The 24,456-nt window shown below is 26.9% G+C and carries 23 protein-coding genes; 5 read left to right on the forward strand and 18 right to left on the reverse strand.

Going from position 1 to position 24,456, the window contains the following annotated elements:
- The 7 genes from NL43_RS05545 to NL43_RS05575 all read right to left on the reverse strand — a co-directional run.
- Positions 1 to 475 (reverse strand): CRISPR-associated endonuclease Cas3'' (locus tag NL43_RS05545; RefSeq protein ID WP_069593054.1); only part of this gene is annotated, 475 nt, incomplete at its 3' end.
- The gene (gene cas5b, locus NL43_RS05550) at positions 459 to 1,166 is read right to left on the reverse strand and encodes a type I-B CRISPR-associated protein Cas5b (protein WP_069593055.1); all 708 of its coding nucleotides are present in this window, start codon (positions 1,164 to 1,166) and stop codon (positions 459 to 461) included. The genes cas5b and NL43_RS05545, both read right to left, overlap by 17 nt.
- An 11-nt stretch (positions 1,167 to 1,177) precedes the next feature.
- Positions 1,178 to 2,143: a type I-B CRISPR-associated protein Cas7/Csh2 gene (cas7b, locus tag NL43_RS05555; RefSeq protein ID WP_069593056.1), complete on the reverse strand. Its 966-nt coding sequence runs from the start codon at positions 2,141 to 2,143 to the stop codon at positions 1,178 to 1,180.
- A complete protein-coding gene (locus NL43_RS05560) occupies positions 2,136 to 3,959 on the reverse strand; it encodes a TIGR02556 family CRISPR-associated protein (RefSeq protein ID WP_143741330.1) in 1,824 nt (607 codons plus the stop codon). The genes cas7b and NL43_RS05560 overlap by 8 nt, the downstream gene beginning before the upstream one ends.
- A 4-nt stretch (positions 3,960 to 3,963) precedes the next feature.
- Entirely contained in the window at positions 3,964 to 4,665 is a 702-nt protein-coding gene (gene cas6 / locus NL43_RS05565) for a CRISPR-associated endoribonuclease Cas6 (protein ID WP_069593058.1), read from the reverse strand.
- A 601-nt stretch (positions 4,666 to 5,266) separates the two neighbouring features.
- On the reverse strand, positions 5,267 to 6,496 hold the full coding sequence (locus NL43_RS05570) for an ATP-binding protein (protein ID WP_241776226.1): 1,230 nt from the start codon (positions 6,494 to 6,496) through the stop codon (positions 5,267 to 5,269).
- A gap of 280 nt (positions 6,497 to 6,776) precedes the next feature.
- Complete coding sequence (locus NL43_RS05575; protein WP_069593059.1) at positions 6,777 to 8,441, reverse strand: hypothetical protein; 1,665 nt, start codon at positions 8,439 to 8,441, stop codon at positions 6,777 to 6,779.
- Positions 8,442 to 8,698: 257 nt separating this feature from the next.
- Here NL43_RS05575 and NL43_RS05580 point away from each other — a divergent pair, with 257 nt between their 5' ends.
- Positions 8,699 to 11,518 (forward strand): hypothetical protein, encoded by a 2,820-nt coding sequence (locus NL43_RS05580; RefSeq protein ID WP_158005558.1) that lies wholly within the window; start codon positions 8,699 to 8,701, stop codon positions 11,516 to 11,518.
- 171 nt (positions 11,519 to 11,689) lie between these two features.
- Here the strand turns inward: NL43_RS05580 and NL43_RS05585 are convergent, their stop codons facing one another.
- The 3 genes from NL43_RS05585 to NL43_RS05595 all read right to left on the reverse strand — a co-directional run bounded on the left by NL43_RS05585 (position 11,690) and on the right by NL43_RS05595 (position 15,115).
- Positions 11,690 to 12,838 carry an aldo/keto reductase gene (locus NL43_RS05585; protein WP_069593061.1) on the reverse strand — a complete coding sequence of 383 codons (1,149 nt, stop codon included), beginning with the start codon at positions 12,836 to 12,838 and terminating at the stop codon, positions 11,690 to 11,692.
- A 159-nt stretch (positions 12,839 to 12,997) separates the two neighbouring features.
- Positions 12,998 to 14,464 (reverse strand): sodium-dependent transporter, encoded by a 1,467-nt coding sequence (locus NL43_RS05590; RefSeq protein ID WP_069593062.1) that lies wholly within the window; start codon positions 14,462 to 14,464, stop codon positions 12,998 to 13,000.
- A 222-nt stretch (positions 14,465 to 14,686) separates the two neighbouring features.
- Positions 14,687 to 15,115: a hypothetical protein gene (locus NL43_RS05595; protein WP_069593063.1), complete on the reverse strand. Its 429-nt coding sequence runs from the start codon at positions 15,113 to 15,115 to the stop codon at positions 14,687 to 14,689.
- Between the two features lie 194 nt (positions 15,116 to 15,309).
- Between NL43_RS05595 and NL43_RS05600 the strand changes: the two genes are divergently transcribed.
- The gene (locus tag NL43_RS05600) at positions 15,310 to 15,702 is read left to right on the forward strand and encodes a TrmO family methyltransferase (RefSeq protein WP_069593064.1); all 393 of its coding nucleotides are present in this window, start codon (positions 15,310 to 15,312) and stop codon (positions 15,700 to 15,702) included.
- A 96-nt stretch (positions 15,703 to 15,798) separates the two neighbouring features.
- Here the strand turns inward: NL43_RS05600 and NL43_RS05605 are convergent, their stop codons facing one another.
- The 3 genes from NL43_RS05605 to NL43_RS05615 all read right to left on the reverse strand — a co-directional run bounded on the left by NL43_RS05605 (position 15,799) and on the right by NL43_RS05615 (position 18,700).
- A complete protein-coding gene (locus NL43_RS05605) occupies positions 15,799 to 16,017 on the reverse strand; it encodes a ferredoxin (protein WP_069593065.1) in 219 nt (72 codons plus the stop codon).
- Positions 16,018 to 16,256: 239 nt separating this feature from the next.
- Entirely contained in the window at positions 16,257 to 16,868 is a 612-nt protein-coding gene (locus tag NL43_RS05610) for a flavodoxin family protein (protein ID WP_069593066.1), read from the reverse strand.
- A 161-nt stretch (positions 16,869 to 17,029) separates the two neighbouring features.
- Positions 17,030 to 18,700, reverse strand: a complete 1,671-nt coding sequence (locus NL43_RS05615; RefSeq protein WP_069593067.1) for an Ig-like domain repeat protein — start codon at positions 18,698 to 18,700, stop codon at positions 17,030 to 17,032.
- Between the two features lie 623 nt (positions 18,701 to 19,323).
- On the opposite strand from NL43_RS05615, the gene NL43_RS05620 reads away from it, so the two are divergent.
- Positions 19,324 to 19,881 carry a flavodoxin family protein gene (locus tag NL43_RS05620; protein ID WP_069593068.1) on the forward strand — a complete coding sequence of 186 codons (558 nt, stop codon included), beginning with the start codon at positions 19,324 to 19,326 and terminating at the stop codon, positions 19,879 to 19,881.
- 258 nt (positions 19,882 to 20,139) lie between these two features.
- On the opposite strand, the gene NL43_RS05625 is transcribed toward NL43_RS05620, so the two are convergent.
- The 3 genes from NL43_RS05625 to NL43_RS05635 form a co-directional block, all read right to left on the reverse strand.
- Positions 20,140 to 20,463, reverse strand: coding sequence for a hypothetical protein (locus NL43_RS05625; RefSeq protein ID WP_069593069.1), 324 nt, complete (start codon positions 20,461 to 20,463; stop codon positions 20,140 to 20,142).
- A 117-nt stretch (positions 20,464 to 20,580) separates the two neighbouring features.
- Positions 20,581 to 21,306, reverse strand: a complete 726-nt coding sequence (locus NL43_RS05630) for an ImmA/IrrE family metallo-endopeptidase (protein ID WP_084790431.1) — start codon at positions 21,304 to 21,306, stop codon at positions 20,581 to 20,583.
- Positions 21,307 to 21,639 (reverse strand): helix-turn-helix domain-containing protein, encoded by a 333-nt coding sequence (locus NL43_RS05635; RefSeq protein ID WP_158005559.1) that lies wholly within the window; start codon positions 21,637 to 21,639, stop codon positions 21,307 to 21,309.
- 318 nt (positions 21,640 to 21,957) lie between these two features.
- On the opposite strand from NL43_RS05635, the gene NL43_RS05640 reads away from it, so the two are divergent.
- Positions 21,958 to 22,233 carry a transposase gene (locus NL43_RS05640; protein ID WP_069593071.1) on the forward strand — a complete coding sequence of 92 codons (276 nt, stop codon included), beginning with the start codon at positions 21,958 to 21,960 and terminating at the stop codon, positions 22,231 to 22,233.
- Positions 22,234 to 22,295: 62 nt separating this feature from the next.
- Here the strand turns inward: NL43_RS05640 and NL43_RS05645 are convergent, their stop codons facing one another.
- Both NL43_RS05645 and NL43_RS05650 read right to left on the reverse strand, forming a co-directional pair.
- A complete protein-coding gene (locus NL43_RS05645) occupies positions 22,296 to 22,562 on the reverse strand; it encodes a DUF3467 domain-containing protein (protein WP_069593072.1) in 267 nt (88 codons plus the stop codon).
- 131 nt (positions 22,563 to 22,693) lie between these two features.
- Positions 22,694 to 22,984, reverse strand: a complete 291-nt coding sequence (locus tag NL43_RS05650) for a winged helix-turn-helix domain-containing protein (protein WP_069593073.1) — start codon at positions 22,982 to 22,984, stop codon at positions 22,694 to 22,696.
- A 457-nt stretch (positions 22,985 to 23,441) separates the two neighbouring features.
- Here NL43_RS05650 and NL43_RS05655 point away from each other — a divergent pair, with 457 nt between their 5' ends.
- Positions 23,442 to 24,428 carry an NADH:flavin oxidoreductase gene (locus NL43_RS05655; protein WP_069593074.1) on the forward strand — a complete coding sequence of 329 codons (987 nt, stop codon included), beginning with the start codon at positions 23,442 to 23,444 and terminating at the stop codon, positions 24,426 to 24,428.
- The last annotated feature ends 28 nt before the right edge of the window (positions 24,429 to 24,456 follow it).

Consider the following 24,456-nt stretch of genomic DNA (forward strand, 5'->3'; position numbering starts at 1 on the left):
AAAAATCTTTAAACTCAACTAAATCATTGGATTTTATATCATTTATTTGTTCAAATATATATGGTGGAATCTCTTTTATATTATGATATTCAGAAGTCATAGATTTATCATGAATATTTTTTAAATCACCATGATGACGTATTATACAAATATATCCTAAAATAGGTGAATATACATCATTAATACATTTTCTGTTCACATAGTCTTTAATGATATAATATCCAAAAATTGCAGATAAAAAACTATGATATGTTTTTTCACTTTGATAATTATCAAATAAATGTCTTTGAAAAAAACTAGTGCATTTTGCAAAATCATGAGCTAATCCAATTAAAAAAGAAATATCTGCATAGAAAGAATTATTTTCTATGCAAAGTGTTTCAAAAATATTTTTTGAATTATCAGCTACATTCAATAAATGTTCAGTTAATTTCTTATCAGGATGTGAATAAAGCGTACTAGTATAGTATGACATTATCTTCTCCAACCTTATAATATTCACAAGAATCTAACAATATACTTTTACCATTACTTTCATAGTAATATTCAAGAAAATCAGAAACAACTCTGTTTTCATCCATATAACCTGGTGATTTTATAACACCATAACGTTTTCCAGATTCTATAACTAGTTTACCACTATTTTTAAGAACTACTGAGTCAATATGAACATTTTCTTCTTTAATCGGTTCTACAGAAAATATATCTTCACTTACTAAACTAAAATTAGCTAAACATTCAGATATTCCAAGGTATGGTGTGTAAACACTTTTATGTTCTTTTAATAATCCATAGAACTCATTTAGAATATCGTCATCATCTAAAGATAAATATATTCTATATTTTACATTTTTAAGAAATTCAGCAGGAACTTGTGTTCTTTTTCCATTTCCCTTAATTTCAAATAAAACAATACTTTCTTTAGTATTAACATAATTTAAATTAATTCGAGTTTTTTCAATAGGATTAATTATTTTTAATCCAATTTTACTATTGTTTTTTTGAAATAAATCATAATATGAATCTCTTTCTTTTCCAAGAATTCCTGAAATGAAACCTGCAATTGTTGTTCGACTGGGAAATGGATATGAAATAGTGGAAGTAGTTGTATATCCACGTCTGAAATATGCATAATCACCCCATACATCAAACACTACTAGATTCATAATAATCACCTTTATAATAGAAGTTCTTCAGTTTCTATTCCTAAGGAATTAATGTTTTCAATTAATGATTTATTTGAATTATCCTCTGTTTTCAAACTATCATCTAATTTATAATAAATTTTACTAATCTTATCAGAATATTTTTCAAAACTATTTAATAGTTGATCATATACTAATGTAAATTCATTAATACTTCTTATTTCTTTATCACTATCAAAATCATGTTTTATAGATAATTTATTGTTCAAATCACCAATAAAGAAGTTATTTTCTGAATATTCAATTTGTAATAATAATCTTGGTGTTTGACCAAATTTTGATCGTGTGATAAGATTTTTAGTACCATTCCACATACCATCAAGTAATTTATTAATATCTTCTTCACCCATATGAGTATATTTTGCAGCATTTTCATTAATTGCTCCATAAAATGTAACTAATGAATAGTGTACTACATATTCTTCACGGAATGTTTTTTGAGATTTACTATCTCCAGAAGCAAATGCTCCTGTTCCTTTTATATGTTCAATATTAACTCTATTAAGTGATCTACCCATTCTAAATTGTACAGGTCCTGTTAATGTTATGGAACCAGATTGATTTTTCTTTTTTATTTTAACTTCAATAGGTATTGTACCACCAAAAAGACGAGCATCAATACATTCAGATAAAATATTTTCTTTCATGATTTTTTTTGCATCATCTAATGATTCATAATCACCTTCAGGTAAAAAATCCTTTGCACGTGCTTTAGCATCTTGAATTCCTTCACCACTTTCACTTACTTTTTCTTTTACAAATATTGATTCATCAGCATATTCTTCTAGATAATCACGTATAGTACGTTTTAATCTAACATCTGTAACTATATTTTTCTCAGTATCTTCATCTATTCTAGGTTTATTTTCATCTAATGGATCACCATTAGGATTTGCATCATTTATATCATATATGAATAATAATTCAGACCTATTCATTTAAATCAACTCCTTTATCATCTAATTTAAAATTATCACCTATTGTGAAACCTAATACAAAGTAGTAACTAGTTTCATTTTTATTTAATTTCCAACTTTTATCTGATTCTAATAAATTAATTGAAATCAATTCTTCAATTTTCTTATAACTATAAAGTGAATCATATTCAGTTAATTTATTAATTACTTCTTTATATGCTTGTTTTAATTTTTTGTTATCTAAGTTTAAACCCCATAATTTTTTAACAAAAGGTGTTGAATTCAATCTTTTATATTGAATTCTTGTGAGTTTTTTTGTTAATATACCTATAAGTAAACATGCTCTTTTTTCAGGAGTATCCAACATAGTTAGTATATCTTCTCCTTTTTTATCTTCAAAAGACAATTTTTTACCTCCTTTAAATAAATTTAACTTATCTAATAGTATCAATAAATGTAATCCTTTAAATACATTATACCTCATAAATCCATATTCTTCATCATAATTTCTCCAATTTTTTCGTATAACACTCATTATTTGTTCTAATAAAAAATCATAGTCAATCGTATTATTACTCATTATGGAGTTTACTATTTCAAGATAGTATTTATTACTATTTCTTGTTGATGTAAAATCTCTTAAAAATCCAAGATACCAATTATATTGGCTTAAATATGTTTTATTATTAGTGGATACTAACTTAATAAAATCTCCTGTAACTTTATCTCCAAATATTTCTTTCATATGATCTTCATTGAAAATAGTTAATGATTTTACTTCTTTTTGACTTAAATATATTTTTTGTAACCATGATGGAATAATACTTTCAACATAACCTAATATGTTGAAGGAATTATTATTTTTTTCATAATATAAAAATTTAAATTCCAAAATATCATTCAAATCCTCGACTAAATCAGATAATTCCTCCTCTACATCACTTATTTCAGAATATTTTCTTTTATCTTCAAGGTCCACTAATTCATCATATAATTCATCTAATACTTCATTATTATTAAAAAATACTGTTGGAATCACATAAAATCTAAGTCCAAATTCTGAAAAACTCAGGAAACGTTCAACAAACTTTTTCCCAGCTTCTAAATATAATGCACAATCAGCACAAATACTTGATTGTTTCCATTGATTTATCCTATTTAATTCAGGAGTATTTCCAGGTTTATCAACAGTTCCAAATGTTAAACCAATAGAACTTGGAACTAGACCATGAACCTCTTTTTTCTCATCACAAAGATAGCATTTTGCATTTCCACTACTTTTTATTTTAGGCGATGTCATAGAATAATATTTTTCATTAGCTTTATCTAACAATAAAGTTCTAAAAATATTATAAGGTTCATCCATATTATCCAAATATTTAAACTCATTCTGATCTTTAAATCGAATTGTTAATAAAACATTACGCCTATTTTCAGGAGATATATTTCCATAATATTCTCCAAGATTACTTAATATAACATTTCTATTCTCTTCAAGAATTGTATAAACATTATTTATAAATTCATCTTTTTTAGCATGATTTTTAAACCATTTAATAAATTTACCATCAAATGTCTTATCAACATCAGTAATGAATGCTGATGGTGAAAGATTAGTACCTCGTGATGATCCCTTTTTATATAAATAATGTAAATCATCCTCTTTTTTATAATCTTCTTCAATAATACCATCATAAGACAAATCATCCATATTAATATTAACATATAATACTTTTCGAGTATGTTCAAATTTATCAGCATCTAAAATAACAGATAACTGATCCAAATTATCTTTATTAATCCAAAATTTACCTAACTCATACATACTATTAATCAAAATTTCACCTCCTATTATTAATAAATCCAAAACCTAAACTATTTTTTTCACCTAACCCACAGTCTAATAAAAAATTATAAAATTGCTTATTATCTCTATTAAGTTCCTTTTCCAGAGTTTTCCAAAGACTACCTATAATAATAAAAGTATTATCTTTCATAGAAATCCTAACAGAAACTTCTCTCGTTAATTCAAATGAATCAAAAATATCCGATTCTAAATTAAAATCATCCCCCGTATATGCTACATATTTCTTTATAGCATTATCTTTTAACCTATTGAAGAAAAAATCAAAACTATTATTATTAAATGAAAAATATTTATTGGAATAATTATCTTCAAACAATGCAATAGGTGTTCCAGTAATTATAGAACCCGTACACTGTTTATTAAAAATTTTTAAACTAATAATTTCCATATAATACTTATTTAATCTAAATACTTCCATATGAGATAATTGATAATAAAGTAGTTTGATAAAAGCACTACTCGGGGATGATATAATTAAGTTTTTATATTCATCCTGCTTAAAATCTGTAACTGGAAAAATATTAGAAAAATTAAAGAACTTAAATCCTTTAACATTATGATAATTTTTAAATTCAGTATCTTTAATTAAATTATAAATAAAACCTTGAATATCATATTTACCAATTTCATAATAATTACTATTTTTTAATGGGTTAAATTTTAGAATTAATCTCATAAAAACCTCCATTTTAGAAAGTATCAATTTAATTTTAATTTCAATTTCTTCTTAATTATACTTATTATAATTTGAAGTATATAAATGTTTTTTATTGATATGAAGAATAAGATTAAATAAAAAAATTTATTACATTATAAAAAAAGACATATAAATAATCATTTTAAATAGACTATAATAGTATGGAAACTTGATTTGAAGTATAAATTCAAAGAAAATACATTCATAATAAATTAATAGAAAAAAAATATTATGAACAAAATTTTAAAATAGACTGTAATAGTATGAAAACCAGGTGTTTTATGATGAATTTTGAAAAAATAAAAATAGTTTAAAATAGACTATATTGTATGGAAACAAAGAAGCAACAAAAAGAAATTATAGAACAGTAATACGGGTTTAAAATAGACTATATAGTATGGAAACTCAGATAATCCATATGAATTAACAAGGCCAATTGAGAGTGTTTAAAATAGACTATATATTGTGGAAACATTACTTAGCACTACATATTTTTGTTTATTCATTTTTTTAATAGAATACCTTGAATAACATATAGTTGTTCTAGTGTATTCACTCCTTTTCAAAAAAATATGATTTCTCATATTGTTTCATTTTTTAAGAAGTCTATTACATTTATATGAGTGATGTTGTCTCTTGAGAAATTAAATGTATCCATGGATAGTATATATTTTGGGTTATTGTCTTTAATGTTTAGTAGGGGTTTAATTTCTCTTTCTTGTGTTGTTTGGTCAACTATTGACCATGATACTTGGATATATATTGTTTTTTCTAAGTTTCTACATATAAAATCTACTTCTAGGTTATCTTGTTTTCCTATTGTGATTTTATAGCCTCTTCTTATGAGTTCTACATATATTATATTTTCAAGAATACTCCCAATATTTCTGTATTGTTTTGGTATTAAATTATTGTATAATCCTACATCCACTAAGTAATATTTTTCATTTATTGTTAGTATTTGTTTTCCTTTCATGTTTTCACGTTTGCTTTTCATGATGATATTTGCATCTATTATGTAGGAAATATATCTTAATATTTTATCAAGTGATATTTTTCTGTTTTCATGTTTGAAGTATTTTGATATTTTTCTTGCAGAAAATAGTCCTCCTATGTTGTTTATTATGTATGATAATAATCTTTCTAAGAAGTCATAGTCTCTTATTTCATTTCTTTTTACTATGTCTTTAAGTATGATTGTATTGTATAAAGAGTCTAGATACTTCTGTTTTAGTTCTTCTGGATATTTTAGTATTTCTGGAAATCCACCATATTCCATGTATTTGTTAAATATTTCTATTTCTTTGGTGGGTGTTATTTCTTCATGTAATATTTCTTTATGGTATTCTAGAATTTCATTGTATGAAAATGGGTATATTTGATATTGAATATATCGTCCTGCTAGTAGTGTTGCTAGTTCTCCAGATAACATGTTTGAGTTTGATCCCGTGATGTATATATCACAGTGATAATCTACTCGTAATGCATTGATTATTTTTTCCCATTGATTTATATTTTGTATTTCATCAAATAGGAAATATATTTTACCTTCTATTTCTTCTGTGATTTTTTTGATATGATTACCTAAATCTATGTAGTTTTTGATAGAATTATATTCAAATGATTCGAATGATATGTATATTATATTTTTAGGAGGTATTTGTTTTTCTTTAAGTGTTTTTTCTATTGATTTAAGTATGTATGTTTTTCCACATCTTCTTACTCCTGTGAGAACTTTGATGGTTTCTGTATCTATTAGTTGTTCTAGTTTTTCTGTGTATTGTTTTCTTTTTAGTATTTTTTGGGACATATTCTGCTTCCTCACAAGATTATTTTTTTTGTCTTATATATTAAACAAAAATATAAATTATATAGATTCTGTCTTGTATAACAGACATTTTTAATATGAATATAGGTATGTTTATTATATATAAAATAGTTATGTCTATAATAATTATAAGAATAGACGTTTATAAATAATTTTTTTGTCGTGTGTATTGAACAAATTTTGTATTTTATATTATTTTGTCGTGTGTACTCGACATTTTTAAACATTTTATTTTAAAAAAAATAGTTTGGGTGATTAATATTTATTTTAGTTGTTGTAGTATTTCTTGTCTGTTTAGTGGTTGTGTGTAGTTTTCGTATGGTTTTCTTTTTTCGTCTATTCCGTAGCATATGTAGTGTGTTTCGGGTGTTAGCCATTTGCACCATTTGTCTCTTTTTAGGTCTTTGTTTTTGGATAGGTAGTATCCTATGTCTAGCCATCTGTTTTTTTGTATTTTTCTGTGTAGTTTTATGTTTGTTGTTGTGTTTTTTCTGGATTTTAGGATTATGTATATGTATGGTAGTGGTTGTGTTAGTTTCTTTTTAAGTGTTGTTTTTAGTTGGTAGTAGTCCATGCTTATTTTGTTGTATGCTAGTTGGTCTTCTCTTTTTATTTCTCTTGTCTTGTATTGTTGTAGTAGTGTTTTGTATTGTTTTATGTATTTTATTGATTGGTCTAGTTTTGTTTGTGTTTTTGTGTTTTTCTTTTCTAGTTCTTTTATTTGTTGTGTGTGTGTTTTATTGTTTTCTTGTATTTGTGTTGTTAGTTCTTGGTTTTCTTGTGTTTTTTCTTGTATTTGTTTTTCTTGTTCTATGTTTTCTTTTTTGGATAGTATGAATTTGCGTTCTAGTTGTTCTAGTTTTTGTGTGTTTGTTTTTATTTTGTTTACTTTTTCTGTTAGTTTTTGTGTGTTTTCTTCGAGTGTTTTGTTGTTTTGTTCTAGTTTTTCTTTTTCTGTTTGTAGTTGTTGTTCGTATTCTTGTATTTTTTGGTTGTTTTTTTGTGCTTCTTGTAGTTGTATTGTTAGTTCTTCTTGGTATTGGCTTATTTTCTGGTTTTCTTCTCGTACTTTTTTGTGTAGTAGTTGTGATTCTGTGAAGTAGTTTGTGTCGTTTAGTTTGTTTATGTTGTGTATGAGGTTTCTTAGTTCGTAGGATTCTAGTGGTTTTTGTGTTGTGTTTTCATTGTCTAGTCTTATGTGTATTTTGTTTTTCTGGTTTTTGATGAATGGTAGTTTTCCTAGTTTTTTGAAGAGTGTTATGTATTTTTTGTTGAGGTTTGTTATGATGTATGTGTTTGGTATGTATTCTTCTTTTTTGATTAGTTCAAATATGTTTATTCTGTGTCCGAATTTATTGTTTATCTCGTTTAGTGATTTGTTTTGGAATATGTTGGTTATTAGTGATTCTTTTTGTCTGTCAAATACTTTTGTTTTTGGCATTTCTACTATTGCTATTGATTCTTGTGTTAGTATTGCTAGTGTTAGTGCCATGAATGCTCCCATTTTGCTTCCATAGAATAGTATGTTTGTGTATTTGTTGGTGTTTTTGTATTTGTATATTTTTTGGGCTATTTGTTGGATTATTTGGCTTATATTTTTTAGGTACCAGTCGTCCATGGTTCCTATTCCCCAGCCACCTTTTATGTCATCGTGGATGTATGTTGTTGGATCGTTGAAGTGGATTGTTGATTCTGTGAAGTTCCAGTCTAGTCTTTCATAGTATGGTTTTGTTCTGTCATGGCTTGTGTCTCTTATTGCATCGGGTGCTAGTACTAGTAGTTTGTCACTGTCATCTTTTAGGTGTATTTTGAATTCATAGTCTATATTGTTTTTTGTTATTGTTAGGTCAAATTGAGTGTTTACTGGTAGTTGGATGTTTGTTAGTTCATCTATTGTGCATTTTATACTTTTTTGGGGTGGTTCCATTGTGATTCACCATGTGATTTTTTTTAATCCTTTAAATTTTTTTTGTGGAATTTAAGTGTTGATTTACTTTTTTTCCATTTGTTATTATATATTTTTATTACTTGACTTATTTAAGTTTTATTTTTTAATCAATTTTATTTCATGTTTTGTTTTGGTTTTATATGTGTTGTTGGTTGTTGTTTTTATGGTTTTTCTCTTGTTTATTAAGATTATCATTATATATTGTTAATTACATAATTATTTATGATTAAATTTTAATGGAGGTTTTTAAGATATCTAAGTATACTAAGATTTTATGTTTAATTGCATTTATCATGATTTTTAGTGTATCTGTTGTTAGTGCTGAAGACTATGATGATGACGGTAGTTCAGTATCTAGTGGTACTTCTTATCATGGTATGGATTATGCTAGTTCTTCTGGAAATATTGGTAGTCCTAGTGAAATTTATTATCCTGCAGATACTCCGAGTTCTACAGATTATGAAAGTGTAATTGAAGATCATAAGATTAAAACAAGTCTAACTACAAATACCACTCATGAATATCTTGGATCTAATGTAACATTACATGCTATGATAGAAACAGGGGATAATTCTGTGATAAATGGTGAAAATGTAGCTGTGAAACTTAATAATAAGACAATTGGTAAGACAAAGATAAATAATAATGAGATAAATTATACATTTTATCTTAAACCAGGCACTTATAGTAAGACAAATTATACTGTAAACTATGTGTATGGTGGAAGTAACATCTATGAGGGTCTACGAGCAGATTCTCTACTTGTAGTAGAAGGATATAAGCCAGAAGTAAAAATTACTTCAAATAACGTATCTGGAAATTCTGTAATGATTACAGTAAATATAACTAGTAATTCCACTTATTCTACAAATGGAAATGCTGGAATAAAGATAAATAAGAAGTCCTATATGATAAATAACACGGCATATATAGTAAAAGTACGAAATGGAACTGCTACATTTACAATAAATACTACAAGTAAAATGGTTGGAAAAAATAATATAACCATAACCTATAGTGGAAATAGTAAAATAGCAGGTGCACGTGTTGACTTTATTAATGCATTAATTATTGATAATAACAATAAAAGTCAAGTAGTAGCAGTAGTAGATAATACTACAACAAAGCTTGGAGATACTGCAACTCTTAGAGCAAACTTTAAAACAATAAAAGGTATTAATGTTGTAAAACAGAAAGTAGAAGTTCTACTAAACAATCAATTACTTGGAACAACTAATATCATTAATGGAACAGCAACATATAAATTTAAAATATCACCATACAAGTACAGTAGTGGAAAATACAATATAACATTCAGGACAAATGAGACAAACTACCTTCAAGGCACACAAGCCACATCCACACTAACACTCACACCATATGCTCCAGTAATAAGTGTTACTACAACAAATGCATCATATATTGGAGATACAGTGAAAATAAGAGTAAATATAACTAATGGAACAGATTACCTGGCAAGAAGTGGAAAAATAGGACTTAAAATAAATGATAACACATATAAAGTAAATAACACAGCATACACCCTTAAACCTGTTGATGGAATTGTAGAATTTACTATAAAAACAAGTAAGTCCATGATAGGATTTAATCATATAACAATAACATACAGTGGAAACAATCAATTAAGCAGTGCTAAAACCATCATAAATAATGCATTCTACACTGAAAACAATACAGAACTAGTAAATAAAATAACAATAAACACACCACCAAAAACAGTACGTATGGGACTACTAAAAGTAGATGTGATTCTAAACAATAAAAACAACCGAATAAATGATGGAATAGTCACAATACTACTAAACAATACCATAATCTCAAAGACAGGTGTTAAAAACAATACTGCAACAACATACTATCAAGTACCAACAACATATAATGGAACATACAAAATAGAAGCATACTACACCACAACAGGAAACACATACTCAACCAATAAGACACAGACAAGCATAATAGTTGGAAAACCAGAAATAGGCCTAACACTCATAACACCAACTACTGCAGATGCAGGAAGCAATATAACAATAAAAGTATCAAACATAACACTAAAAAACACTAAACTAAACAATGGAACAATAATATACATACTAAACAATACCATAATTGGAAACAGTAGTGTGAAAAATGCAACAACAACCTATAAATACCTACTACCAACAACATTAAATGGAAAAACAAGTATCAATGCATACTACGTGGACACAAATGGAACCATAAAATCAGCTATGACCACAAACAATATAACAATAAAAAATAATAATACAGATAAGACCACAGGACTCTTTGTATCAATAGGAGCAGTTGTTAATAAAAATAATGTAACAGTATGGAAAAATAGTGGAATAACAGATGTATATGTACAGGCAAGAGCTTCAATAAATAGTACAACCACACTTGAAAATGTTATCAAGTTATGTAATAATACAGGTATACGTGTACATGCATGGATTGTATGTTTTAAGACAAGTGATGGTATAAATATGAATAGCACACAACAAAATATGATTACAACATTCATACAAAAAGTTGTAAGAATTAATGGTGTAGATGGAGTATGTCTTGATTATATTAGATACTCTGGTAGTACTTATGGCGTAAATAGTAGTGTAGTAACAGACTTTGTTAAAAAAGTAAACACTATTGTTAAAGGCTATGATAAAAATATCATATTATCTGGAACTGTATTTCCTGAAAAAGGTGCAACTAAAACATATTATGGACAGGATTGCACTGCTTTAAGTAATTATCTTGATGTGATTATGGTAATGGCTTATAGGTATGATTATAATAAAAACACGTCATGGATTAGTGATGTGACTAATTATACAGTAACTCAGTCTATAAACTCAAAAGTTGTATCTATACTTCAAACATATAAAACATCAAATGGAAGTTATGTGAAATTAAATAAAACAACACTTGAAAGTGATGCACAAGCAGCAGTTGATGGTGGATCTAATGGTTATGCATTATTCAGGTATGACTTAATTAATCAGTATCCATGTTCTGCTGATGAACTTAAATATGTTTAATTAGTTGTGTATTATAATTCTAATCCCCTTTAACTTCCCCCTTATTTGGGGCTTTTTTTATTATTTTTAATGATTAATTTCTAGTTTTTATAAGGATAATTTTAGTTTAAATCTTTTCTAAAAGAGAATATGAGTTAAAAAAAAGAGAAGAAGATAATAGTATTATTAATACTAGTTTCCAAATAGTTTTTCTGCTTTATGCATGAGTTCTATTATTTTCACATTAAATGGACATCTATCCTCACAGCCACCACATTCTATACAATCACTTGCATGTGCTTGGAGGTTATTATAGTGTTCTCGTATACTTTCAGGTACTTCTTCTTGTATCACTGCTAAATCATGATACTTTGTTATCATTGCAACATTAATATTTACAGGACATGGTGCACAGTGCCCACAGTATGTACATTGACCCTCAAAGGAACGTTTTGTTGACTTTGCAAGGATTTTATTATAATCTTTTTCTTCTTCTGTTGCATTATAATATTCTAGTGCTCCATCTAATTCTTTTATTGTTTTTATTCCCACAAATATGGATTTTACTGCTGGCCTTGATAATGCATATTCTATGCAGTGTACTGGTGTTAATGCTACACCAAATGGTGATTCTTTTTCATCGAAGAGTATTCCACCATCATATCCCTTCATCACAGTTAGTGCTGTATTATTATCTTCACATAACTGGTATAATTCTACTCTTTTTGGATCTATACTATTTAAGTCTGCAGTGTACTTGGAATTGTCTCTGTAGACTTCAAGATCTTCTGTTGCAGGCATTATATCAAATGCAGGGTTTATACTAAATAGTATTAATTCTATTTCTTCTTCTCTTGCAGCAAGTAGTGCTACATCTGCATTATGTGTGCTTATTCCTATGTGATGTATCTTGTTTTCTTTTTTTAGTTGTCTTACGTATTCTATGAATTCTCCATTCATTATTTTTTCATATTCTTTTACTTCATCTACATAGTGTATCATTCCAAAGTCCATGTAGTCTGTATTAAATTTATCTAGTAGGTCCTTGAATGATTTTTTTACTTGTGTCATGTCTCTTGTTCGTACATATTGATTGTTTTGCCATGTTGAACCAATATGTCCTTGTATTATCCAGTATTCTCTATCATCAGCTATTGCATTTCCGAGTTTTCGTCTAATATCTGGGTCAGACATCCAACAATCTAGTGAGTTAATTCCTTGTTTTTTACAGTACTTGACAAGTTCTGTTACTTCTTCATCAGAGAATGCTCCCATCCATTCTGCTCCAAATGCTATTTCACTTATCTTAATTCCTGTATTTCCTATTGTTCTATACTCCATTATTATTTAATCTCCCTTAGTTTACATGAAATCTATATATATTTAATATATTTTATTATTGGGTTATATGATTTTTGATTGTTGGAATAGAAATATATGAAGAGTAATAATGTTTTTAAAAAAAAGATAATTTGGTGGTTAAGAGGATAACTATTTTATCTAATAGTCATCATTTCTAGCTGGAAGCTTTGTTAATACTGCTGGAATACCAATTAGTGCAATAAATAATATTAATTCAACAGTAACAGTTAATGTTTCACCACTTAGTAATGTTGTTACAATACCAGAAATCCATATACATAATACTATTACTAGAATCACATACTTAACTAGTATTGTCCATTTATGTCCTAATTTAAGAAACTTAGCATTTTTATTAATACTTGGAATTATGTTTTCAAGACCATAAATCCATGCAAATATAATTATTTCAAGTATAACATTAAATACTACTCCAAAGTTATTAGCAAATGTATCTACAATACCTAGTAGGTCACCACCCATAGAGGTTGTATAAATTAAGGATATTATAAATCCTGCACCACAGACAATTGTAACTGCTTTTGAACGAGATAATGCAAATTTATCAGATATTGCAAGTGCTAATGGTTCTATAACTGATATGTTTGATGTTAAACCAGCAAATAATAAACAGAAGAAGAACAATGGTCCTATAATATATCCAAGTGTTCCCATTACATTAAATATTTGAGGGAAAACCACAAATGCAAGACCTGTACCTTGACTTACCAGTTGATCTATTGGAATATTATGAGTTGTACTCATATATCCAAGAATTGCAAATACACCAATAGCTGTAAATATTTCAAATAATGAATTTGCAATAGCTACTGTTAATGCATTTTTTGGAAGATCAGTTTTATCATCAAGATAGCTTGCATATGCTAGAGCTATACTCATTCCCACACTTAAACTAAACAATATTTGTCCAAATGCTGCTAACCATATATTTAGGTCAAATATTGCACTTAGATTTGGTGTTAATAGTTTAGCAATACCTATACTTGCTCCAGGAAGAGTTATTGCTGATAATACTATGATAATCATCATTACAAATAGTAATGGTATGAATATTTTATTAAATTTACCTACACCTTCATTAAGATTACGATGTGATATAAACCATAATATAAACCATACTATTACTACAGCACATAGTACTAGTATTGCTATGTGGAATAATCCTCCAGGATTTCCTGCATCTAATACTATATTTGTAAAGAAGTTATCAGGACTTGCTCCCCATCCCTTTGTAAAGCTTAGTGGTAGATATATTAAATCCCATGCTACTACACAACAATAATATGTTAATATAAAAAATGTTGGTGTTAATATAAACCATCCAAGGTATTCATATTTCTTATTTATTTCACGGACAATTTTACTCATTCCTGCTTTAAATTTGAATCCTGCTCCGTATTCAACAAATAGTAGTGGTATACCCATACATATTATTGAAACTATGTAGGGTATTAGAAATGATCCTCCCCCATTTGTATATGCAACATAGGGGTAACGCCATATATTACCTAGTCCTACTGCAGAGCCTATCATTGCAAAAAGAAAGCTGAGATTACTGTCCCATTTTTGTTTATTTTCTGACATGTCCTCTCACATTAAATATTTTTAAGAAATTATATTAATAGCATTTCTCTTATTGTATTTGTTGAGAAATTAAATATAATTACATATACTTTGTATATTTTAGATAATATAATTTAAGGTAAATGTATTTGTATAACAAAGTTATATTATTTATCCATATTAGTTAAGAATAAATTTTAATAAAAAAAGAGATATGAGTTACTATTTTATTTTAGTATTTTCTCATGCTAGTTCATCTATCTTATCAAATAATATTTTATATTGTGATAGTATTTTATCTAGTTTTGTTTTATTGAGCGTTCTTATTTCTATTTCATATTTAGTATCTGTCATATTTACTGTTAATATCTTTGTTTGTTCTTTCTTACTAAAACTATACTCTATTATATTTTTCATTTCATTATATTTTTCTTCTGTAAGATTATACATTCTATGATGACTTAACACATCCATTGCATGAATTATTCCCTTATTTTCAGTTTCACTACAATGAGTTATTGCTATTTTTGTATCCATATAATATGGTGTGTCAATTTTATCTGATTGCATCATTATATTTATTTTACAAGTAATATGATGTTCTTCTGTATTATCTATGATATATTTTAATGTTTTAAATTCTATGAGATCTGATTTTTCAAATAAATTCATATTCAACATTCCCATTATGAATGATTAATTATAATAATATTTGTTCTTTTTAATTAATTATTATATCTTTTTATATGAATATATGTATTGTATCATAATATGTTCATATTTTTTTATAAAAGTATTTAAACTTAAAACAAGTTATATAATTATATAGTTTTAAATTATTTTTTCAAAAATAGAGGTTGATTAAATTGGTTAAAAAGATTAGTTACAAGCCAATCGGAAAAATACATTCCATCTACAATAATTTAGAAGACCTACCTAAAAATTCACGAGATTTTGGTATTATTGAAGCCAGTTTAGAAGTAAATCCTGAATTTATAGAAGCTATGGCAGATTTAAAAGTTAATGAAGAATACTATGTTATATTTCACTTTCATAAATCAAAAGGTTATGATTTAACTGTTCCCCTTAATGGTAAAGGTCCAATGACAGGTCTTTTCTCAACAAATGCTCCTCGCAGACCAAATCCAATAGGCATTACTAAAATTAACATAAAACGAATTGAAGATAATTTCATAATATTCTCTGGTGTTGACCTACTTGATGGTACACCTGTTCTAGATATTAAAAATATTGAATAAAAAAAATAATGGGGATTATTAACCTATCTTTTATAATTTATGAATTTGGTTAAGCACTCCCTTTTAAAGTGGAAAGTGTATATTTTTTTGATGAAGTTAATCATCATACACTTCAATACATTCACCAGAACATGCATCTGCTGCTTGCTGGTATATTGATGCATCTTCTACTTCCAGTTCATCCATATCATCATCTCTTTGTGCACCAACCATTGTTGCCTTATCATCACTATCAAATGTAAATAATGTTTCATCTATTTCTACACAATTTCCACAACTTGTACAATCATCTCTTTCTAATACTATTTCTACCATTCTCATCACTCCTTATTATAATCAAAATAGTTTAATGTTTTTTTGATATAAATAATAGTTTATACTACAATTATATAAATAGTTTTCATTTTCACTGATAAAGTTAAATTGAATATAATATTATTATATATATTGTATAATAATTATGAAAAAATAGTATACAAAACTAATAAAATTAATTATAATTTAGAAATAAAACACGTCCCCAAAAAAAAGAAAGTAAAAAAGAGAATAATAAGTTATCTTATAAAGTTTGTAGGTGTAGGTTTCTCTGCTTCAGGTCTTGGAGTATTTTCAATAGCCTTAAGTAGCCATGCCATTTCATCAGCAAGAGTTCTCATAATTTGTAATCCTTCAAGATCCTCTTTTACTTCATCAGGAGTATTACCATGAACACCATTCCAGTACTGACTAGATACTATAGGCATTCTTGAAATACCAAAATACTTATTAAATCTATCATATGATGCTGTAGAACCACCACGACGACAACTTACAATACCTGCTGCAGGTTTTCCAGCAAATTTACTGCCTGCTGCATAAAATACACGATCAAGTAATGTGCATACTTCTCCACGTACACTCGCATAGTATACTGGTGAACCAAATACCACACCATCAGCTTCAACCATTTTATTAATTAACTCATTACAGATATCATCATCAAATACACATTTACCAGGATTTTTCTTACATGCACCACATGCAATACATCCACGAATTGTTTTCAATCCCATCCAGTATATCTCACTATCAATATCATTTTGTTTTAATTGTTGTGCTATTTCAGTTAATGCTGTGTAGGTACATCCCTTTTCACGAGGACTACCATTTACTAATAATACTTTCATTATAAATCACCTAATATTATATGTATAATATCTATATGTTCTTGTTAAAAAATAATTCCATTTCAAAAAAAAAGTATTTCATAAAATAGTCTGAATTAGATAAAAATAAAAGTCTAGTATAAAAATAAGAAAAAAAGTTTTAAAAAAAATAAGATGGGAATTTAGAATGGTAATGAAATATACCTTGTAACAGACCCACTAGTCCGCCAATTCACAGTACTACCAAATGTATTACTTTTAGATGAAGCATCACATTTATACCATGTGCCACCAACATATACTTCTGCCCATACATGACCTGTAACAAGACCACTACGGAAATAACATGTAGCATGACAATAACGTGCAGGTATATTGCAAGCTCTTGTAACTGCAATAACAAGGTGTGCTAAATCAACACAATTACCATACCTATTAGATAAAGTCTTTGAAGCACCATAACGTGTATTATAATAACCACTATATGATGTAATACTATTAATATATGTGAATATATACTTTGCAACACTTAAAGTACTTGAACCAGACATCTTATTTAAAATACTATTAGCTAGTGATTGAATATTAGAAGCCTTAATATTACAATTTGATGTAGATACAACATACTTCTCATAACCTGCTGGTACAATAATATTAGCAGAATTTGATAATCTTAATGTACCATTAGCCTTATTTGAGTTATAATAATTGTTTTCTCCATACACTACTGTAATTGTATATGATGCATCTCTGAAATTTGAAGGTATATTATAATTTAACTTAGCTACACCTCCAGATACATTAGCATATCCAACAGTTTTACCATTAATCTTAAATGCAACAGTACCATTCTTAACATATGCTCCACCACTAGTTTTTACTGTACCTATTAAAGTCACAGTTTTACCAGCCGCAGAAGCTATACTACTTACAGTTACACTGGTAGCTTGTCTTTGATATACACTTAAAACACCATTAGAACGGGAAGTTATATATTTACCATTTCCCCCATAAACTACAGTAATTGTATATGTTGAATCCTTATAACTTGTTGGTATTGTATAATTTAATGTTGCTACACCATTAGATACAGAACCATATCCAACAGTTTTACCATTAATCTTAAATGCAACTTTTCCTGAAGTTACACCCACATTACTACTTGTCTTAACAGTAGCCTTCAATAGTACATTTTGACCAGCATAAGCTGTTAGTTTATTTACTGATACTTTTGTACTTGTATTTGGTGTTAATGTTAAATTTCCATTGCTTTTTGATGATGCATATACAGAGTTTCCCCCATATACTGCGGTAATAGTATATTTAGTATTAACAAATGATGATGGAATTGTATAATTTAATTTTGCTCCACCACCAGATACACTAGTTTGACCTATAGTCTTACCATTAATCTTAAATGCAACAGTACCATTCTTAACATATGTCCCATTACTTAATCTTATAACTGCTTTTAAAGTCACAGTTTTACCAGGAGACCCTGTCACTGAAGTAACAGATGTCTTGGTAGTTAAATTAGTGCTGCTTGAACTGCTTTTAATTGATTTTGTCCCTGATGAAATAGAACTTGCTGTTGATGAATTGTTTAATGAACTTCCTGTACTACTAGAAGTAGTACTGCTAGTTATGCTATTAATTGTTTTACTTGATGTGCTACTTGAATTTATCTTGTTTTGTGTTGTAGCAGTTGCGGTATTACCAGTAGTATTCATACTTGAAGTACTACTTACTGATAAGCTATCTGATACACCCATATTGTTTATATCATTGTCTGTTGTATCAGTAGCCGCAGCTGATCCTATGAGTAACATTACTGTTACTACTAAGAAGATCAATCCATAATAACCCTTAATTATAAAACCTCCTTGTAATTATATAATCATGGGTATATAATTATTTTTTCTCTTCTAAAAAAATCGTTAGTTATCATACATTAATAACTAACTTACTACTATATTACTTTCTATTCACATATAAATATACCCCTTAAAAATAAGCTTATTTTCTAATTCTAATCCCTTAATTATATTTAAATCCAAATTAAGACCAACATAAATAGAAATATTAAATTCTTATCATACACACAGTTTTCCAAAAACATTAAACCACAAAAAACAAAAAAACACCACATAACCACCATTATAATAAACTATGAACAAACCCCTAAGACAAGCACCAAAATAACTTAAACCATAATGATTTATAATAAACATTATAAATAAATAGAAACCCATACACATAAAAAAGAAGTAATACAAAATAAATAAGAAAATAATACACAACAAGATTATTTAAAAAAATAAAACAACTTTAAAAACCATTAAAATCGAAATAAATACATATAAGAACTTTTAAAGTATAAAAAACATTGAAAAACTAAAAACAAACATTAACTACACAACAATATAAATACTAAAAACCCTATAAATAACTAACATAATATAATAGGTGATATAAAATGAAAGTAATAGGATTATGTGCAAGCCCAAGAGGCGAAAACAGTAACGTGAAAATAGCATTAGAAACAGCACTTGAAGCAGCAGCTGCAAAAGGTGCAGAAACAGAATTAATCGACGTTGCAAAACTACAAATAATGGGATGTCAAGCAGACAACTACTGTAAAGCACACGACGGAAAATGTGCAATAGATGACGACATGCAAAAAGTATACAAAGCAATCGAAGAAGCAGATGGAATCATCCTTGGAACACCAATTTACTTTATCGACGTAACAGCACAAGCAAAACTCGTAATAGACAGAATGTACTCATATTTCATGCACGAACCATCACAAGAACTTTTCTCCAAAAAAACATTCTCAATAATCACAACCAATGGTGCATCAGAAGAAGAAGTATACATGCCACAAGTTAAAGCACAACTTCAAGCATTCGGAATGCTCGGATTCCAAACAGGAGAAATAGTAACCTTATCTGAAAACAACGAACCACTAGCAATCAAAGAAAAAGAAGACCAACTTGAAAAAGCAAGAAAAGTAGGAGAAAACATAATATAAACAACTCTCCAACCCCTCACCACCCACTTCTAAAAAAACTAATTCTAAAAAAACTTCAAAAGTTTAAAATAATAAACAATTATAGAAAAAACAAGAAAATATGAAAAAATACATATTGAATTTAATGAATATATATGTTCATCAGTTCATTGATCTTTTATAATTAGGAGGATGTGTTTTATCATTATTTAAATATTCAGTAAAAGTAGTTGTTGTTAAATGTCTTCCTTTATCTAACATTTGTTTCCATAAACTATTTCATGCCTCTTCTGTGATTATTCGCTTATGATATGCTTCTATAAGAATATCACCTGTAGTAACCCAATCAATTTTAAACTTAGTAACAATTTCTATAACATCCCTTGTATTATTACTAGCTAATGTTCCATTATTAGCTATTGCTAATGATAATGCTGCTGATTCTCCTTTTCCAATATGATACTTTGTATAAGTACCACGTTTTAGTTCTTTGTTTATGTATTGGGCAGGAGTATTTATTTCTATTTCTTTAATTATTATAAATTTAGAGTTGATAGCATCATTAATAAGTTTATCAAATCGTTTATCTTTCTTTTTTTTCAAATTCTTTAAATACTTGTTTTAGGTATAATTATTGATTCAAATAAATTTTGAAGAATATTTATTTGATTAATAGTTATAAAGCAACTTAGACAATCAGTATCATAAATTATGGGAGTTTTAATCAATTGAAACCTCCTCTTGATCAAATACCAAATTATCATAAAAGGCATCCATCAAGATTTCTTCTTTTTTTCCATGAGATATTAATCCATAATCTTCTAATTTTTTTACTAGTTTTAAATAATTTCCTAAAACTACTTCATTATTTTCATAACTTTCATCATATAATTTTGTAGGATATCCTAACTCCATAGCCTTACGTTTCACATTATATTGTAATGTATTATATTCGGTTTTATTTATTTTTTTTAACAGTAATAATCTTTTTAAAAAAGCACTGTGACTAATTTGAAAATATTGTTCTGCTTTAATAATATTCTCCATATTCCATCCTTTAATCTCTTTTTCCTCATATTTTCTTAAAGCTGTATGTGGTAATAACAAACAGGAAGCAAATATATTTGCATTTTTTTCACTAGATTTATTAGGATAATCCCCATTTTTTTCAACTAATAAATGATACAATTCATGAGCCAAAGTAAAACGTTGTCTTCCATAAGAATGATTCTTATTTATGAAAATTATTTTCTGATTATTTTCAGATTCATGACAACATCCACTAAAATCATTATCAAAATTTAAAAAAATAATTGTTAAATCTTTAATTTTACCTAACACTACAGCAAATAGATCAATAGAATCATCAACAGATACATCCCACATTTCCCTACATTTTTTTGCTTCTTCATCTAATTCCAAATAATATTTAGGATATTTATTCATTTAATCATCGATCTCCTTTGCTATTTCAGATAAAAAATCTAAGTTTCTTACTAATTTATTCATTTTTGCAATTGTATGAATATTTAATTTTTTCACATTCTTTCTAAAATTATATTTTAATTGAACACATGTTCCTTTTCCTTCTAGTATATAATCTTCAGAACAATTATATAAATCACATAACTCTTCTAATGCATATACAGTTAGATTTCTCTCACCTTTTTCTAATTTGGCTATATAACTTTGATCATAATCTAAATAGTCTGCAATCTGTTTTTGAGTGAAGTTATTTTCTTCTCTTAATGACTTTAATCTTACCCCAATAACTTTCATATTATTCTCTTCCATAAATAATATTTTGTCATATTTTTATTATATAATTTTTTATAATTAAAATGACAATAAATATTTTTAATATAAATTTATATAAGTTTAAAAAAGTATAATCAATTAAATCTACAAAAAAATAAAATTATTATTTAAAATATGAATCAATACAAATAAAATACTTAAAAATATAATTAACAATATAATTTAAAAAATTAACATTAAATTTTCAAAATAATCCCTTTTATAATTAAAAAAAATAAATTTAAAAAAATATAACTAATATAAAACCATTTATTCAATTAAAAAATAAACAACAATATAATGACAATTATACCAGAACAAGTACAAGACAATAAAATGATAAATATAAAAGAATCCAACAAAAACCATAAACATGATACACAGTTTGCAAAAGCATGTTTAAGAAGTATAAAACAATATAAACCATATTATATAGTAGCAGACAAAGCATATGATACAGAACCAATACGCAAAATAATAAATGAAGAATTAAACTCATTTAATATAATACCAATCAAACCCAATCAAAAACAGGATTATACAGACTTAAAAGTACAACATTATTCAGATATCTAATATATCTAAGACAAATAATATAGAATTAATATTTTTTTCTAGTTTAGACATGATAATTTAAATTACTTATTTTTTTCATAATTTTCAATTGCATTATTTAATAAGTCTGCTACTTGTTTTGCTACTGCAGGGTGCATAATTACTTCTGCTTTTGCAGTTTTAAATAATTCTAAAGTATCTGAAATATCTCCTGTTTTTTCTAATTCTTCATTGAATAAAATCAAACGTATATTATATGGTGTTGATGCTACTGCACAACCAGTTATATGTATTTCAGGTAAATCTTCAGGAATTAATATATTGTTTTGTTTAATATTTTCTTCATTCAATGTTATTACCTCCTTAAGTATATATTTTAATTTCTTCATCAGGATTAATATTTAATTTAAATAAAGTATCATTGTTAAACTGTGTTTTTGGATAAGTTAATGAATATTTCCTGTGTTTCTGAAGAAATTTCCTAATCCACAACCATAGAACTATTTTGTCTTGAATATTCATTTGTTTCAATTAATCCTAAAGCTAATGCACGTTCATCATTTTCATTTAATTTATATCTTCTCATAGATTTTTTTTCAACTGTAATAAGTCCAAGTTCTTCAAGTTTATTCATATGAATATAAACTGTTTTTTTAGAAACTTCTGCCATAGTGGATATTTCTTCTGCTGTAAGAAATTGTCCCCATTTAGATAATAATTCTTCCATTATTTTTATTCGTGCAGTTTTTCCAAATAATTCTTCGAGTATCATGATAGTATCCTTCTTTTAATTTTATAATAAAATCATATTCCCTCTAAACACAATTTTTTCAATATATTATATTCATATATTACAAGTATTAATAAATATTTTTTACTTTTTTTACATTTTGTAAAAAATTTCACTATAATCTTTCTAAAAAAGTTATGAAATATATTCTTAGGACATTGAAAATGTATAAAACAAAAAAAATACACTGCATATTCATAAATTCATAAAAAAATAATTCAAATAAAACATGAGTATAATGAATAAATTATTGTAAAATATACTTATAAATTAAATAGATTATATATGAACTTTTTTTAGATGTTTTATTATGAATATTGTCATATTATTCTTTTTGTATCTAATTTTAGTAGTGTTAATATAATTAATCGAAAGTTGTAAATAATTATAGTTTACTAATATTTGTATATATTTAAAAAAAATAGGATGTTATAAAAATATGTTATCATATTCAGTACATAGAGGAAATTTTATTGCGAAAAATAGACTTGTAAGATCAGCTACTGTTACAGGTTATGCTGATAAGGAGGGTTATTTAAATGATAAGGTATATGAGACTTATCATGATTTAGCATATGGTGGTGTTGGAACAATTATAGTGGAGGCTAGTATTCTTAGTAATTGTAGAGGTTATGAACATTTTCCAAGAATTGATTGTGATGAAAGAATAAGTGAATATACTCGTCTTGCATCTGTTATTCATGAAGGAGATTGTCTTGCAATAGTACAATTAACTCAAGCTAATTATATTAAGGATAATAAAGAAGTAGATGTTGATAATTTAAGTACTAGTGATATTGAACAGATTATAAAAAATCATGCTGATGGTGCTCGTCGTGTGAAAGAGGCTGGTTTTGATGGTGTTGAGATTCATGCAGCTCATGGTTTTTTATTAAGTAGGTTTTTAAATAGTAATTATAATCATCGTAGTGATAAGTATGGTGTTGATAATTGTACTATTTTAGGTGAAATATTTACTGCTATTCGTGATGTTGTAGGTTATGATTTTGCAATATGGATTAAATTAGATACTGTGAATGCTGATAATGGAATTACACCAGAGGATTGTGTGAGAACATGTAAATACTTATCGGATATGCAGATTGGTGCTATTGAGCTTAGTTGTACTCCATCTATTGTTGCTGGTATTAAGGCTTATGAAAATGAGGGATATAATAAAGATGTAGGTATGGAAGTTATGAGACAGGTGTATTGTCCTGTTATTCTTGTTGGTGGAATACGTAGCTTGGAAGAAGCTGAAGAGGATTTATTTGATGGTTTTGAAGCTATTTCATTATCCAGACCATTGTTATGTGAACCTGATTTACCAAATAAATGGCTTGGTGGAGATAATACACCATCTAAGTGTATATCCTGTAATTTTTGTATAAAAAATCCTGGATATGGTTGTGTTCTTAATAAGTGATTTGTTTAAATCACAATACTACCCTTTT

The organism is Methanosphaera sp. WGK6 (assembly GCF_001729965.1).
Taxonomy (GTDB): domain Archaea; phylum Methanobacteriota; class Methanobacteria; order Methanobacteriales; family Methanobacteriaceae; genus Methanosphaera.